Here is a 15,513-nt window from a genome sequence, read left to right on the forward strand (position 1 = left end):
CCAACGCTGACCGCCATGTGCAGTATGGAAACTAGGAGAAAGAAAATGAGCAAAGTTAACGTAAAGAAAGTTGTAGTAGCCTACTCTGGCGGTCTAGACACATCAGTAATCATCCCATGGTTGAAAGAGAACTATGACTGCGAAGTTATCGCATTTGTTGCTGATGTAGGCCAAGGCGATGAAGAGCTGATTGGAATCGAAGAGAAAGCAAAAGCTTCTGGTGCGTCTGAGTGTTACATCGCTGACCTTAAAGAAGAGATGGTGGCAGATTACATCTACCCAACGCTTAAAACAGGTGCTTACTACGAAGGTAAATACTTGTTAGGTACTTCAATGGCTCGTCCAATCATTGCGAAAGCTCAGGTTGAAGTTGCCCGTAAAGTAGGTGCAGACGCGCTATGTCACGGTTGTACTGGTAAAGGTAATGACCAAGTTCGTTTTGAAGGTGCATTTGCTGCACTAGCACCAGACCTACACGTAATTGCACCTTGGCGTGAATGGGATCTAGTGAGCCGTGAAGAGTGTCTAGACTACCTAGCTGAGCGTAACATCCCTTGTACCGCTTCTCTAACTAAGATTTACTCGCGTGATGCAAACGCATGGCATATCTCTACAGAAGGTGGCGTACTAGAAAATACGTGGAATGCCCCTGATGAAGATTGCTGGGCTTGGACTGTAGACCCAGAGCAAGCGCCAAACGAATCTGAAACAGTGACGCTTAAAGTTGAAAAAGGCGAAGTGGTAGCGGTTGATGGCGAAACAATGACGCCATACAACGCACTGGTTTACCTAAATGAGAAGGGTGCGAAGCACGGTGTTGGTCGTATCGATATCGTAGAAAACCGTCTTGTTGGCATGAAGTCTCGTGGTTGTTACGAAACTCCAGGTGGCACGATCATGATGGAAGCACTGCGTGCAGTAGAGCAACTGGTTCTGGATAAAGCGGCATTCGAATTCCGTGAAGAGCTGGGTGTTAAGGCTTCTCACCTTGTATACGATGGCCGTTGGTTCACTCCGCTATGTAAGTCAATTCTTGCAGCAACAGATGAGCTAGCACAAGACGTGAATGGTGAAGTGGTTATCAAACTTTACAAAGGCCATGCAACGGTGACTCAGAAGCGTTCTGACAACAGCCTGTACTCAGAAGAGTTTGCAACCTTTGGCGAAGATGAAGTTTACGACCAAAGCCACGCTGAAGGTTTCATTCGTCTTTACTCGCTATCAAGCCGTATCCGTGCTCTGAATAGCCAAAAGTAATCCGAACAATGAGTTAGTGAGCTAGCCTTTAGCGAAAGGTTGAAGGCCAGTAAACAGACATCATTATGCAAAGCCCATTTACTATTGATTAGTGAGTGGGCTTTTTGCTTTTTGTTTGTTTAATAAATCAGCTTCGGTTTTTACTGTCGAATGGCATATAATTCGCGCTCCACGCTGAAAATAATCAATGGAATGAACTTGTGATGAATAAATATGTGAAAATAATGAATTAATACTTTATTTTCATTTTGAATTGCCGTAAGTTTAAACCATCAGAAAAATACTGAATCTTAATCAGAATTATCATTTGCAAAAACAGTGAGCACTGTGCAATTAGGAGATACACAATGGCATTATGGGGCGGTAGATTTACCCAAGCAGCAGACACCCGGTTCAAAGATTTTAACGATTCTCTTCGTTTTGATTACCGATTGGCTGAGCAAGACATTGTGGGCTCTATTGCCTGGTCAAAGGCTCTACAATCGGTCAACGTTCTAACAGAAGAAGAACAGCAAAGACTAGAGCTTGCACTGAACGAGCTAAAACTCGAGGTGATGGAAGATCCTGAACAGATCTTACGTTCTGATGCAGAAGATATTCACAGCTGGGTTGAGCAACAACTTATCGGCAAAGTCGGTGATTTGGGCAAAAAACTTCATACTGGCCGTTCTCGTAATGACCAAGTAGCGACCGACCTTAAACTATGGTGTCGTCAACAAGGTAATCAGCTGCTGTTAGCGCTTGATCGTCTGCAAAGCCAAATGGTGAATGTCGCTTCTCAGCATCAAGAAACCGTGCTTCCTGGCTACACTCACTTGCAACGTGCTCAGCCGGTAACTTTTGCTCACTGGTGCTTGGCTTACGTTGAAATGCTTGAGCGTGATTATTCTCGTTTGAATGATGCGATTAAGCGCCTAGATACATGTCCGCTGGGTTCTGGTGCCCTTGCAGGAACTGCTTACCCGATGGACCGTGAAGAGTTAGCTCACAACTTAGGTTTCCGTCGTGCAACACGCAACTCTCTAGATTCAGTCTCTGACCGTGATCATGTGATGGAGCTGATGTCGATTGCATCTATCTCTATGCTTCACCTTTCACGTCTTGCAGAAGATATGATTTTCTATAACTCAGGTGAATCGAACTTCATCGAGTTAGCGGATACTGTGACGTCAGGTTCATCTCTGATGCCACAAAAGAAAAACCCTGATGCGCTCGAACTTATCCGTGGCAAAACTGGCCGTGTTTATGGTTCATTAGCCGCAATGATGATGACAGTGAAAGCCCTGCCTTTGGCGTACAACAAAGACATGCAAGAAGATAAAGAAGGTCTGTTCGACGCTTTAGACACTTGGAATGATTGTATGGAAATGGCTGCTCTTTGTTTTGACGGCATTAAAGTGAACGGCGAACGTACACTTGAAGCAGCGAAACAAGGCTACGCGAACTCAACTGAGCTGGCTGATTACCTAGTAGCGAAAGGCATTCCTTTCCGTGAAGCTCACCATATTGTTGGTGTGACGGTAGTGGCGGCGATTGCTAAAGGCTGTGCATTAGAAGAGTTAACCATCGCAGAGATGAAAGAGTTCTCTGAGGTGATTGAAGAGGATGTATATGACATTCTGACCATTGAATCGTGTCTTGAAAAACGTAGCGCGCTAGGCGGTGTATCACCACAGCAAGTGGCTTACGCGGTTGACCAAGCTGAGAAGCGTTTATCACAGCGTGACACTTCCATCGTGAAGGTTCGTCCTGCTCGTCTGACGGATATTGAAGCGTTGGAAGGCATGGTGGCCTACTGGGCGAACATGGGTGAAAACCTACCTCGTTCTCGTAATGAACTGGTGCGTGATATTGGCTCGTTTGCTGTCGCAGAACATCATGGTGAGGTGACAGGTTGCGCCTCACTCTATGTGTATGATTCTGGTTTAGCGGAAATTCGCTCGCTCGGTGTTGAGGCTGGATGGCAAGGTCAAGGGCAGGGTACAGCGATTGTGCAGCACTTGGTTGATAAAGCACGACAAATGGCCATTAAGAAGGTGTTTGTACTGACTCGTACTCCAGAGTTCTTTATGAAGCATGACTTCTTACCGACATCAAAATCTCTGCTGCCAGAGAAGGTGCTGAAAGATTGTGACCAGTGTCCGCGTCAACACGCGTGTGATGAAGTGGCCTTGGAAGTGAACTTGGTAGAGCAGATCATCGCTAAGGTTAATGTTGCATAAAGCATTGATTTTATAGCCCCTAAAAAAAAGATCAAAAAATTGATCTTTTTTGGGAACAAATTAGGAAAAGTCCGGTCTATTAAAGTACCACTGCTTTTTCTTAGAATTTTCTAAGAAAGCCCTAGAATCGATTGGTTCTGGGGCTTTTTTCTATCTGCTGTTTGGGAAATGATGATGGCTTGCTAAGTCGGGTCATTTTATTGGGTATCTAGCCTTTATCACTTATCTAGCAAAGTCTCTCTGTTAACGCTTTTTGTTCCTTAAAGGCAGCACCACAAACTTCATTATCCAATGTAACGACAGCAAACCACTGAATGCGAAAGCAGCCATCATCAAAGCGATGGCATTGATGGTTTTTGGGTCTTCTTTGAAAAACAACCACCATATTCCCCAACTTAAAATCGACAACACCATTAGCTGATTCATACAGCGCTGACAGCGGCCGAGTTTGTTACGGATTTTTTCACTTTTATTGCAATGAATGCATGTCATCTTGGGTTTGATTCGCGTTATGCTTGTTGCCTTGATAATAACACGTCACAAGATATTGGATCACGGTGACACAGAGAGAGAAAGTCGATGATTGAGCGCCAAGAAACCAAACAACGCATGAGCCGTATTGTTAAACACAACGGCACTATCTACCTATGTGGCCAAGTGTGTGCTGATGCAACAAAAGACATCACAGAACAAACACAAACGATGTTAGATAAAGTGGAAGCCCTACTTGAGCAAGCGGGCAGCGATAAAGAGCACATGCTGTCAGCAACGATTTACTTGAAAGACATGAAAGACTTCCAAGAAATGAATGCGGTTTGGGATGCATGGGTTCCAGAAGGTCACGCTCCAGCTCGCGCATGTGTGACTGGTGATATGGCTCGCGAAGCGCTACTTGTTGAGATCTCTGTGATTGCTGCTGAGAAGTAATCGCTAAGCCTTTAGCGACAAGCAATGGCTTCAAGAGATTCCAGATACCTCGTCCCTCGGTTCTGGAATGACGATGCTCGAAGCCAAAAAAAAAGGAAAGCCAATGGCTTTCCTTTTTAGTATCTAGTGTTTGCTAACTGCTAACGATAGTCTGAAATTAACAACCCGGGCCACAATCTAGACAGTGTTTCACCATCTCTGGACCAAGGTGCAGTTTCGCGTTGAGGTCACGTAGCGCTGTTCGTACACCTTCTTCAATTACTGGGTGGTAAAACGGCATATCTAACATTTCAGAAACCGTCATCTTTTTCTGGTGTGCCCATGCGAGTAAGTGAGCCAAATGTTCTGCGTTTGGTCCCATCATCTCAGCACCAAGGAAACGGCCTGTACCTTGCTCGCCGTAAACGTGCAGAATACCTTTGTTGCGTAGCATCACTCGTGAACGACCTTGGTTCTCGAAAGACACTTCACCCGTTGCGAAACAACCACAGGTGCCTAAGCGGGTTATGATCTCTTTGTATGTTTCACCCACCATCGCGATTTGTGGATCAGAGAATACCGCAGAGATTTTAGAGCGGCGTAAGCCTGCGCGAATCTCAGGGAAGCGACCTGCATTATCACCCGCAATACGCGCTTGGTCTGCTGCTTCATGTAGTAGAGGCAGTTGGTTGCTTGCATCTCCGGCAATAAATACCGATGGCAGTGATGTTTGCAGTGTGTAGTGGTCGGCGATTGGCACACCACGCTCATCAAGCTCAAGAGAGGTATTCTCTAGGCCAAGCTTGTCTGTATTAGGACGACGGCCTGTTGCTGCCAGCACATACTCAACGATGTTGGTTTCTAGTTCACCTTGCTTATTTATGAACTGGATTTCGACGCGAGCTTCACCTGATTCTGAGGTAATGCGCTTCATGCTTTCGATTTTTACGTCTGCATCTAGGTAGAACTCTTCATTGAACGCTTTATCTGCATACGCCATTATCTCTGGGTCGGTCACTGGGCCAACTTGACCACCCAAACCGAACAGTTTGGTCTTCACACCTAAGCGATGCATTGACTGACCAAGTTCTAGGCCAATAACACCTGGGCCAAATACCGCAACCGACTCTGGTAAATCATCCCAGCTGAATACGTCATCGTTAATGATTAGACGGTCACCAAGCTCATTCCAAACTGCAGGGTATGCAGGGCGAGAGCCGGTCGCGATAACAATACGCTTAGCGGTGACAACCGTGTGGTCATCGATTTGTAGCGTGTTGTCATCTAAGAACTTTGCGTAGCCAGAGATCTTGTCTTGCTCTGGGATTTCATCAACACCTTCTAAAACAAAACCAACAAAACGGTCACGTTCAAACTTCACTCGGTCCATCACTTCACGGCCGTTAATTACGATATCACCTTGTGGGTGAACGCCAAAAGCCGGAGCTTTCTCGATTTGGTGTACGCTTTCAGCTGCTGCAATAAGCAGTTTAGATGGCATACAACCAACACGAGCACAGGTTGTACCGTAAGGGCCGCCTTCAATCATCACGACACTGTCAGTGTGTGCTTTTGCAGCGCGGTAAGAACCTAGACCTGCTGTACCGCCCCCGATAACTGCTACATCTACATTGACTTGTTTCATAATAATTTTCTCGCAATGGCTAAATTTAGTGTGAACGAACCCCTCCAACTCTGGTGATTTTTTGAGAGTCAGGATTGCGGGTCAGTTTTGTGATTCTGTTTTATTAGGTTTAGCTTGTGATTCAGCTTTTTGTTACTAACTGCTTCTTGTTACTAACTATAGGTTAGCTAAAAATTGGCCAGTCAGAAGCTGTATCTTTTTCCAAAGCTCAGATAAGAGTGGTTTGGAATAGCTAACCCACAAGAGGGTGGGTTAGCTGGTATTACTAAGCTATTTAATTACTTAGGTTATTTAATTGCTAAGTGTTTATTAGCGACTAAGTGGTTAACCTAGGAAAGTTTCTAGTTCTTCGCTACCACCGATGTGTTTGCCACCGATGAATACTTGAGGAACGGTAGTGCGACCAGATATTGCACGTAGGCTTACTGTTGTTGCGTCTTTACCTAGAACCACTTCTTCGTAGTTTAGACCTTTGTCGATTAGGTTCTGTTTCGCTTTCATACAGAAAGGACAGCCTGGCTTAGTGAATACTGTGATTGACTCTTGCTCTTTGTGTTCAGGAGCAAGGTAGTTAAGCATAGTATCAGCATCAGAAACCTTGAACGGGTCGCCTGGTACGTCTTCTTCGATGAACATTTTTTCTACCACGCCGTTTTTAACCAGCATGCTGTAGCGCCATGAACGTTTGCCAAAGCCGATGTCGTTTTTCTCAACTAGCATACCCATGCCGTCTGTGAAATCACCGTTGCCATCTGGGATGAATGTGATTTTTTCAGCTTCTTGGTCTGCTTTCCACGCGTTCATTACGAACGTGTCGTTTACAGAAACACAAAGGATGTCATCAACGCCGTTTTCTTTGAACACTGAGTGCAGTTCGTTGTAACGAGGTAGGTGGCTTGAAGAACATGTTGGTGTAAACGCACCTGGTAGGCTGAATACAATAACTGTCTTGTCTTTGAATAGCTCTTCCGTCGTTACGTTAACCCATGCATCACCTTGGCGAGTTGGGAATGTTACTTGAGGGATTGATTGACCTTCTTTAGATGCAAACATATTGATTTCCTTAAATAGTATTTTAATTTTGTTCTATCAGAGCTTAACGTTTTTCTTTGCTCTGTTTCGTTTCGTTGAGCCCATTATTAGATAAATCCTTTGATAGCTCTAATCGTTTGATGTTATGGTTTTGATAGGTAAATTCTATCAAGAGCATTTTTCTTTTAAATGTTTCTATTAAAACCTGAGGTAAGAGACTGAGCATGAACATTCGTGACTTTGAATACTTGGTGGCGCTCGCTGAGCACAAACATTTTCGAAAAGCAGCAGAAGCGTGCTTTGTAAGTCAGCCGACATTGAGCGGTCAAATACGCAAACTGGAAGATGAAATTGGACTTCAGTTAACCGAGCGTAGCCCAAGGAAGGTAATATTTACAGAATCAGGTTTACAACTTGTTGAGCAAGCCAAGCGCATTCTCAACGAGGTAAAGACGTTTAAAGATATGGCAAGTGGACACGGTGAAGCGATGACGGGGCCGATGCACATTGGTTTTATCCCGACCGTTGGCCCGTACATTTTGCCTAAGATCATTCCTTATCTAAAAGAGAGTTTCCCAGACCTTGAGCTTTATCTGCACGAAGCGCAGACACATCAGTTAGTGAGCCAGTTAGAAGATGGCAAGCTTGATTGCTTGGTGCTGGCTGCGGTAGATGAAACGGCTGCGTTCAAAGAGATTGATGTCTATGACGAACCATTAAGCGTTGCCGTACCGTGTGATCATGAATGGGCACAGCAGGACGCTGTCGATATGTTGCAATTAAATGGACAAACCGTGCTTGCACTGGGCGATGGTCACTGCTTACGAGACCAAGCCTTGGGCTTCTGTTTTGCTGCGGGTGCAAAAGATGATGAGCGCTTTAAAGCGACCAGCTTAGAAACGCTGCGTAACATGGTAGCGGCAGGGGCGGGCATTACCTTGTTACCTCAGTTATCGGTTCCAAAGGAAAAACAAAAAGATGGTGTGTGTTACGTGCCAGCGGTGAATCCAACACCTTCACGTCGCATTGTTGTTGCCTACCGACCGGGCTCTCCGCTAAAGGGGCGTTTTGAACAACTGGCTGAGGCTATCCGAACTCAATTGGAAAAAACGGCTTAGCACTCGAGTTTAGAGTGGAGTTTGTTCAGATGTAGATATAAAAAAAGGGTTGATATGAATTCATATCAACCCTTTTTTGTTGGTTCATCTTACTAAGTTCAACAAACCCTAGCTAGAATAGCTCTTCTACTGCTTCGCCTGATGACGTTGAGTAGATGTCATCATTGAAACGTTCAGTGATGTACTCAGTTGGCTCTGTGCCTTTCTCGAAGTACTCGAACATTGATGAGCTATCGAACTTATTAGTCAGTAAGCCAGTTTCACGGTCGATACGAACACGAACGATGTTCTCCGGAATCTCTTTACGCTCAGCAGGAACGCCCGCTAACGCCGTACCCATGAAATCAACCCATGCAGGCTCTGCCGTTTTAGCGCCCGCTTCGGCACCGGTAATCTGGCTCTTGCCAAGGTTAGAGTTCGCTTTAGTTCGACCTAGGTTACGGTTGTGGTTATCAAAACCAACCCATACCGTTGCCACCATGCCAGGGCCGTAGCCGCTGTACCATGTATCTTTCGAGTCATTGGTTGTACCGGTTTTACCGCCAATGTCACGACGCTTCAACGGCTGAGCTCGCCAACCTGTACCATTCCAACCTGTGCCAGCACTCCAGTCACCGCCGCCCCAGATGTTGCTGTACATCATTTCACGAACAAGGAATGCGTTCTGCTCAGAGATGACTTGAGGTGCGTATTGTACTTTGGCATCCACATCTTGCTCTGCAAACTCATCGGCCATTGGGTCTGTGGCAACCTTATGATCGCAATTGTCCTTACAAACCACTTTCGGTGTCGCTTCGAATTCAGTCTCACCAAATGGCGTTTCAATACGGCTGATGTAGAAAGGTTCAACGTAGTAGCCGCCATTAGCGAATACTGAGTAACCTTGAGCTACCTTCATTGGCGTTAAGCTACCCGCACCTAGAGCAATAGTTTCAGAACGAGGTACTTCGTCAATATCAAAACCAAAACGAGTTAGGTAGTTACGAGTATCATCTAAGCCAACTTCACGCAGCACACGCACAGCCATTACGTTTTTAGATTGAGCTAAGCCAATACGTAAACGCGTAGGACCCACGTAGGTCGGTGGTGAGTTCTTTGGTCGCCATGCGGTACCTTGGCTCTTATCCCATTGATTGATAGGCGCATCGTTGATCAGTGATGCTAACGTTAAGCCTTTATCAATGGCCGCTGAGTAGATAAATGGTTTGATACCAGAACCCACCTGACGAATAGATTGCGTCGCACGGTTGAATTTGTTGTGAACAAAGTTAAAGCCACCCACCATCGACAATACCGCGCCGTTGTTCGGGTTCATTGCAACAAAAGCAGTATTCGCATTGGGTACTTGGCTTAGTCGCCATTCAACAGGTGTTTCTGACTTCGCCTCTGCTGACTCTTCTGTCGGTTCTTCAGATACTTCGTCTCCTGTAATTACTTCATGGCGAACCCAAACTTGCTCACCAACAGCAAGAATCTCTTTCGCTTGAGAGGGTGCTGGTCCTTGGCGATTATCCGTTAAGAATTTACGCGCCCAGTTCATGCCTTGCCACTCAATAGTACCTTCGCCTTGGTTTTTAACCCAAACTTGAGCGCTTTTCGAATCAACCGCGGTAACAACAGCAGGGACTAAGTCACCATAGGTTGGTTGAGACTTAAGGTGTTTAACGATTTGTTCCTGATCCCAAGCTGATTGTGCCGTCTGCCATAATACTTTTTCTGCACCACGGTAGCCGTGACGCTCATCGTAGCCAAGTAGGTTCTTAATCGCCGCTTGGTTCGCTGCTTTTTGCAGTTTTGAATCAACGGTCGTGTAAACCTTCATTCCTGATGTGTAAGCGGCTTCGCCATAGCGTTCAACCATCCAAGCACGTGCTACTTCAGCAACATACGGCGCGCTCAGTTCAATCTCTGCACCGTGGTATTTCGATATCAATGTCTCGCTACGAGCTTCATCGAACTCTGCTTGAGTGATGTATTTCTCGTCTAACATTCGACGTAATACCACGTTACGACGGTGAGTCGCGCGCTCAATCGAATAGATAGGGTTCATCGTGGATGGTGCTTTCGGCATACCCGCTAGCGTAGCAATTTCACTCAGGGTGAGCTCGGGGAGATCTTTACCGAAATAAACACGCGCTGCCGCGCCAAAACCGTACGAGCGGTGACCAAGGAAGATCTTATTTACATAAAGCTCCATGATCTCTTCTTTGCTAAGCAGTTGCTCGATATGGATCGCAATGAAGATCTCTTTGATCTTACGCATTATCTTTTTCTCATTAGATAAGAAGAAGTTACGCGCAAGCTGCTGAGTAATGGTACTCGCCCCTTGTTTGGCTGAACCCGACATTGCAACGACGAGCGCTGCACGGGTGATACCGATTGGGTCAATACCTGGGTGTTCGTAAAAACGGCTATCTTCGGTGGCAATCAGAGCTTCAACTAAGTGGCGAGGGATCTCGTCATAAGTCACTGGGTTACGACGCTTTTCGCCAAATTGAGAGATCAACTTACCGTCTTGACTGAAGACTTGCATTGGCGTTTGGAGCTTCACGTCACGCAAAGTGGCAACATCAGGCAACTCTGGTTTTACGTAATAATAAAACCCAAAAATTGTACTGACTCCAAGAATCATGCAAATCAATGTAAATATGAATAATCGCTTTATGAACTTCACCGGATAATCCCTGATTAGTTAAGGCTGATAAGCAGCAAACCCTTGTACTCTAGGCTAAAAACTTAGCTTTCGTTTATTAACGCTTATTTAACTAATAATCACAACCCCTAGATAATCAACGAAATGCTTGGCACTTCAGGAGCTAGGTCACATGGGTTCATCATTAATTACAGGTATAGATATAAATCATCACAGCATCAAAGCCGTGGTACTAAAACCCGTGGGGGAGTTGTATGCCCTAGTGGGATACAAAGAGCTGCCGATTTCGGACGACATTTTTACAGCTAACCATACTTTGGAGTATCAGAAAACTGTTAAGAAACTTAAAGAACTTAGGAAAGGGCTGCCTTTTGGCTGTTGCAACGTCGCCATTTCAGTACCTGATAACACGGTGATCAGCAAAGTACTGCAAATAGAGAGTGAGTTAGAAGACAGAGAAAAAGAGTTTTCGATCTATCAAACCTTTGCTCATCAATCTCCCTTTCCGATAGAGGAGCTGAGTTTAGATTTTGTAAAGCTAGAAGACAAACGATTTGGTAAAGGTTCGACAAGCAGTTATCAGGTATACGCCACTCGTAAAGAAGTGGTGGATAGCCGAGCGGATGCTTTGACCAAAGCTGGTTTTAAACCTGTGGTGGTAGACACGCAGGCGCATGGGTTGCTTAACATCTGGCAAATGGCATCGCGCCTGTACCCCGAAAAGAAAAACTGGCTGCTGGTGGATGTGGGAATCGACCAAACGTCGTTAGGCATTATTCCACAAGGTTTGGCACCGTTTTATAAAGATATCGCTTTTGGTACCAAAGATCTTCGCAGCAATGGTGCGGCAAGTGATATCGAGAGTGTGTTCGCCACCACTGAAGATACACATCAATTCATTGTTAACCTGATTGAGAAGCTCAAGCGTCAATTGCAGCTCTATTCCTCGGGAAATGCGCAGCAACCTATCTCAGGGATCTGGCTGATGGGCGAGGGCGCCAGCATTCCTATGGTAACCGAAGAGCTAGAACGTCATTTTCAGATGAGTTGCGAGTCACTGAACCCTTTGTCTCTATTTGAGAATAAGGTGGCGAAGCGACGTCGATTACCAACGAACTGGCAACATTTCGGTATTGCGGCGGGTATGGCGATGAGTGGACTCAAGTGGCAGGGAGAAAAGCATGTTGCATCAAATTAATCTGCTGCCGTGGCGTGATGATATTCGCGCTCAGCACAAAAAGCGCTTTATTCATCTGGTCATTCTTGGTGTCATCATCGCGCTTGCAGGGCAATGGGCGGTTGGTCACTATTTTTACGACCAACAAGCCAAGCAGCAAGCACGTCTTAGTTACCTCAATCGATATATTACCGAGCTCGACCGACAAATTCAGTCATTAAAGGTCGCGGAGCAGGAGCATAAAGCGATTCTGAGCAGGCTTGATGTAGTCGAATCATTGCAGCTTGGTCGCAACAAGACCACCGACTTTATGAACCTGATGCCGAAGCTTATTCCTGAGGGTGTGTATGTCGACAAAATAAAGATGAATGGTCAGGAGATTGAAATGTCGGGCATCAGCGACAGCACCGCTCGTCTCGCCACCATGTTGGACAATCTAGAGCGTTCTGATTCTCTGGAAGGGGTCGAGATGCACTCCATCGTTCATAACCGCAAGCGCTTCAATAAAGAGTTTCAGACCTTCAAGGTCTCTTTTGTGTTTAGCCCTATTTCTTTAGAAAACACGACCGCAGAGAGCACAACTGCGAACATAAAAGAGAAGGGGGCGAATCATGGCTAACGTTCAAAATCGGATTAGTTGGCAAAATAGGATGAGCTTGCAAGATCTTGATGTTGATGAGATCACCGAATGGCCGTTACTGCCTCAATTACTGGTGATTCTAGTGTTGGTGATACTTATTCAAGGAGTGGGCACTTGGTTGTATGTGCTGCCTTTGGACGATGAGCTACAGCAGATGAAGCAACAAGAGCAGACCTTAAAAGCGACCTTGAGAATAAAGGCCAATAAGGTTGCGGCCTTACCTAAGCTTCAGAGCCAGCTGGATGAGCTAACTAGCCGTTATGACTATCTATTGGAGCAATTGCCCGTTCAAAAAGAGCTAGCCAGTATGTTGGCCTCTGTGAACGAGCTTGGATTGGATAATAAGCTGACATTTACGCGAATTGACTGGGGGCAGAAGCAGAACAAAGAGTTTCTCTATCGTTTACCGCTCAACATCGAGCTGACGGGTGACTACCACGAGATTGGTGATTTCTCTGCGGCCATTGCTAAGCTGCCGTGCATCATCAGCTTTGATGACGTGAATTGGCAGCGAGTCAGTCAAGAAAGTAGCACGCTGCACTTCAGGGTTCGAGCTTATACCTACCAATTTAAATCGGAGGTCAATGATGAAACCCAATAGCGTGTTTTATTCAACATTACTATTGCTTGTGCTCACGGGCTGTAAAGCGAATGAAGATTCGTTAGAAGACTTTGTAGTGCAAGTTGAGGCCAAAGCGAGAAAAGAGGTGGAACAACTGGTTCCTGCGACTGAATTTTTGGCCGCTACTTATCAGCGCCGCGCCTTTCGTCCTCCGTTTGAACTGCCTAAAGAAGCCATCGTGCAAAATCAGCCTTTAGTTAAGAAAGACTGTTGGCAACCTAGCGCGCGTTCTCGTAATGGGAAATTAGAGAAGTACCCGTTGAGTAAGCTTCGTTTAAGAGGCTTCATGGGAAGCGGCACAAGTGTGTTTGGGTTAGTGCAAACACCCAAAGGGAACGTGGTAAACGTCAAAAAAGGCCAGTTTATCGGCTTAAACAATGGCCGAGTTACTAAAGTGACGAGCCAGTACGTTCAGGTTAATGAAACTCTTCCAGATGGCTTAGGTTGTTGGCATAAGCGCAACGTTAGACTGGCTCTGAAGTAAACCAATGTCACATGATGTGGATATGAGATGTAAATATGATTAAAGGAATAAGTAGATTAGTGAGCAAGGCTCTACAAGGTTTTGCTGTGTCTGTGATGTTGGTTTTTAGCGTATTCAGTTATGCAGAAAGCCTACCAAATAAATTAGAGAATATTGATTTTAGGGTAAATAAGGATAAAGACGCCGTCATTATTATTGAGCTGGCAACCAGCACCGCTGTGGTGGATGTTCAACGTGCTCAGGAAGGGTTAAGTATCGAATTACTCAATACTCAAGTTAATGACGATAAGCTTTATCTTTTGGATGTGAAGGATTTCGCGACCCTAGTGGAAGGTATTGAAGTCTATAAAGAGACGCCCAGCACACGATTGTTGGCGACGATCGCTGGTGACTATCAGTATGAATATAACCTAAAAGGTCGTTTCATAGAGGTGGTGATCAGCAAGCCTGTTATCAATGAAGCGACCAAAGAGAAAAGCGTTTTAGAAAAAGAGGGCAAACTGATATCGATTAACTTCCAAGATATCCCGGTACGAAATGTCCTTCAGCTGATTGCTGACTACAACGATTTCAATCTCGTCGTGTCTGACTCGGTAGCTGGTAACCTAACTTTACGTTTAGATGGCGTACCTTGGCAGCAAGTTCTCGACATTATCTTGCAAGTTAAAGGACTAGATAAGCGCGTTGATGGCAATGTTATTTTGGTGGCGCCAAAAGCAGAACTCGATCTTCGAGAGCAACAAGCGTTAGAGAAATCTCGCTTGGAAGAGGAGTTAGGAGAGCTTAAGTCGGAAATCATCAAGATTAATTTTGCTAAAGCCACCGACATTGCCGACATGATTGGCGGTGAAGGGGCGGTGAGCATGTTGTCCGATCGTGGCTCGATCACCATTGATGAACGCACCAATTCCCTATTGATTCGTGAGCTGGAAGAAAACATTGCCGTGATACGAGGCATCATTGAATCTTTGGACATCCCCGTGAAGCAAGTCCAGATAGAGGCGCGCATCGTAACCGTTACCGAGGGTAACCTTGATGAGTTAGGGGTGCGTTGGGGTGTTTCTTCCACCAACGGTAGCTTTAAAGTTGGCGGATCGATAGAGGGCAACCACCCATCGCAAATTACGCCGTATGACGATAATGGTGGGAATAGTGCGATTGACGATTTCCTCAACGTTAATCTAGGGGCGACATCTCCTAATGCATCAAGCATTGCGTTTCAGGTGGCCAAACTGGGTTCAGATACCTTGCTTGATCTTGAATTGTCGGCATTACAACAAGAGTCAAAAGCTGAGATTATTTCCAGCCCACGTTTAATCACCACCAATAAAAAGCCCGCTTATATTGAGCAAGGTACTGAAATTCCTTATTTAGAGTCGTCTTCAAGTGGTGCTACTTCGGTCGCATTTAAGAAAGCAGTGTTGAGTCTTAAGGTGACACCACAAATCACGCCCGACAATCGTTTGGTATTGGATTTAAGCGTGACGCAAGATAGGCCAGGGCAAGTAGTGAAAACGGGAACGGGTGAGGCTGTTGCCATTGACACTCAACGCATAGGGACGCAAGTGCTTGTTAATAATGGTGAAACAGTCGTACTTGGCGGGATATTCCAGCACAGTGTGAGCAGTACAGTGGACAAAGTTCCTCTGTTAGGAGACCTGCCAGTTTTGGGTGCATTATTCCGTCGTAGCTATGAAAATGTGGGTAAAAGTGAACTACTTATTTTTGTTACACCCAAAGTTGTGATTCAGTAATGA

The 15,513-nt window shown here is 45.5% G+C and carries 13 protein-coding genes; 9 read left to right on the plus strand and 4 right to left on the minus strand.

What is annotated here, in order from left to right:
- Positions 1-45: 45 nt before the first annotated feature.
- Positions 46-1,257: an argininosuccinate synthase gene (locus AC3CHU_RS01200; RefSeq protein WP_009848894.1), complete on the plus strand. Its 1,212-nt coding sequence runs from the start codon at positions 46-48 to the stop codon at positions 1,255-1,257.
- Positions 1,258-1,604: 347 nt separating this feature from the next.
- On the plus strand, positions 1,605-3,479 hold the full coding sequence (gene argH, locus AC3CHU_RS01205; protein WP_004729676.1) for an argininosuccinate lyase: 1,875 nt from the start codon (positions 1,605-1,607) through the stop codon (positions 3,477-3,479).
- A gap of 243 nt (positions 3,480-3,722) precedes the next feature.
- On the opposite strand, the gene AC3CHU_RS01210 is transcribed toward argH, so the two are convergent.
- Positions 3,723-3,971, minus strand: a complete 249-nt coding sequence (locus AC3CHU_RS01210; protein ID WP_372244120.1) for a DUF3624 family protein — start codon at positions 3,969-3,971, stop codon at positions 3,723-3,725.
- Between the two features lie 87 nt (positions 3,972-4,058).
- Between AC3CHU_RS01210 and AC3CHU_RS01215 the strand changes: the two genes are divergently transcribed.
- Positions 4,059-4,406: a RidA family protein gene (locus AC3CHU_RS01215; protein WP_004729674.1), complete on the plus strand. Its 348-nt coding sequence runs from the start codon at positions 4,059-4,061 to the stop codon at positions 4,404-4,406.
- Positions 4,407-4,563: 157 nt separating this feature from the next.
- On the opposite strand, the gene AC3CHU_RS01220 is transcribed toward AC3CHU_RS01215, so the two are convergent.
- The gene (locus tag AC3CHU_RS01220; RefSeq protein WP_372244119.1) at positions 4,564-6,030 is read right to left on the minus strand and encodes a dihydrolipoyl dehydrogenase; all 1,467 of its coding nucleotides are present in this window, start codon (positions 6,028-6,030) and stop codon (positions 4,564-4,566) included.
- A gap of 324 nt (positions 6,031-6,354) precedes the next feature.
- Entirely contained in the window at positions 6,355-7,083 is a 729-nt protein-coding gene (locus AC3CHU_RS01225) for a glutathione peroxidase (protein WP_004729672.1), read from the minus strand.
- Positions 7,084-7,286: 203 nt separating this feature from the next.
- Between AC3CHU_RS01225 and oxyR the strand changes: the two genes are divergently transcribed.
- Positions 7,287-8,180: a DNA-binding transcriptional regulator OxyR gene (gene oxyR / locus AC3CHU_RS01230; RefSeq protein ID WP_017080198.1), complete on the plus strand. Its 894-nt coding sequence runs from the start codon at positions 7,287-7,289 to the stop codon at positions 8,178-8,180.
- A gap of 112 nt (positions 8,181-8,292) precedes the next feature.
- Here oxyR and AC3CHU_RS01235 read toward each other — a convergent pair whose 3' ends face one another.
- Positions 8,293-10,854, minus strand: a complete 2,562-nt coding sequence (locus AC3CHU_RS01235) for a penicillin-binding protein 1A (RefSeq protein ID WP_488524958.1) — start codon at positions 10,852-10,854, stop codon at positions 8,293-8,295.
- A gap of 151 nt (positions 10,855-11,005) precedes the next feature.
- Between AC3CHU_RS01235 and pilM the strand changes: the two genes are divergently transcribed.
- From pilM to AC3CHU_RS01260, 5 genes are read left to right on the plus strand one after another with little or no spacing between them, the layout of a single operon-like run.
- Positions 11,006-12,031, plus strand: a complete 1,026-nt coding sequence (pilM, locus tag AC3CHU_RS01240; RefSeq protein ID WP_102481611.1) for a type IV pilus assembly protein PilM — start codon at positions 11,006-11,008, stop codon at positions 12,029-12,031.
- Positions 12,015-12,629: a PilN domain-containing protein gene (locus AC3CHU_RS01245; RefSeq protein WP_488524959.1), complete on the plus strand. Its 615-nt coding sequence runs from the start codon at positions 12,015-12,017 to the stop codon at positions 12,627-12,629. The genes pilM and AC3CHU_RS01245 overlap by 17 nt, the downstream gene beginning before the upstream one ends.
- Entirely contained in the window at positions 12,622-13,251 is a 630-nt protein-coding gene (locus tag AC3CHU_RS01250; protein WP_488524960.1) for a type IV pilus inner membrane component PilO, read from the plus strand. Before AC3CHU_RS01245 ends, AC3CHU_RS01250 begins: the two co-directional genes overlap by 8 nt.
- The gene (locus AC3CHU_RS01255) at positions 13,235-13,756 is read left to right on the plus strand and encodes a pilus assembly protein PilP (protein ID WP_488524961.1); all 522 of its coding nucleotides are present in this window, start codon (positions 13,235-13,237) and stop codon (positions 13,754-13,756) included. The genes AC3CHU_RS01250 and AC3CHU_RS01255 overlap by 17 nt, the downstream gene beginning before the upstream one ends.
- A 59-nt stretch (positions 13,757-13,815) precedes the next feature.
- Entirely contained in the window at positions 13,816-15,510 is a 1,695-nt protein-coding gene (locus AC3CHU_RS01260) for a type IV pilus secretin PilQ (protein WP_371706764.1), read from the plus strand.
- The last annotated feature ends 3 nt before the right edge of the window (positions 15,511-15,513 follow it).

The organism is Vibrio sp. QJM3NY_39 (assembly GCF_057785895.1).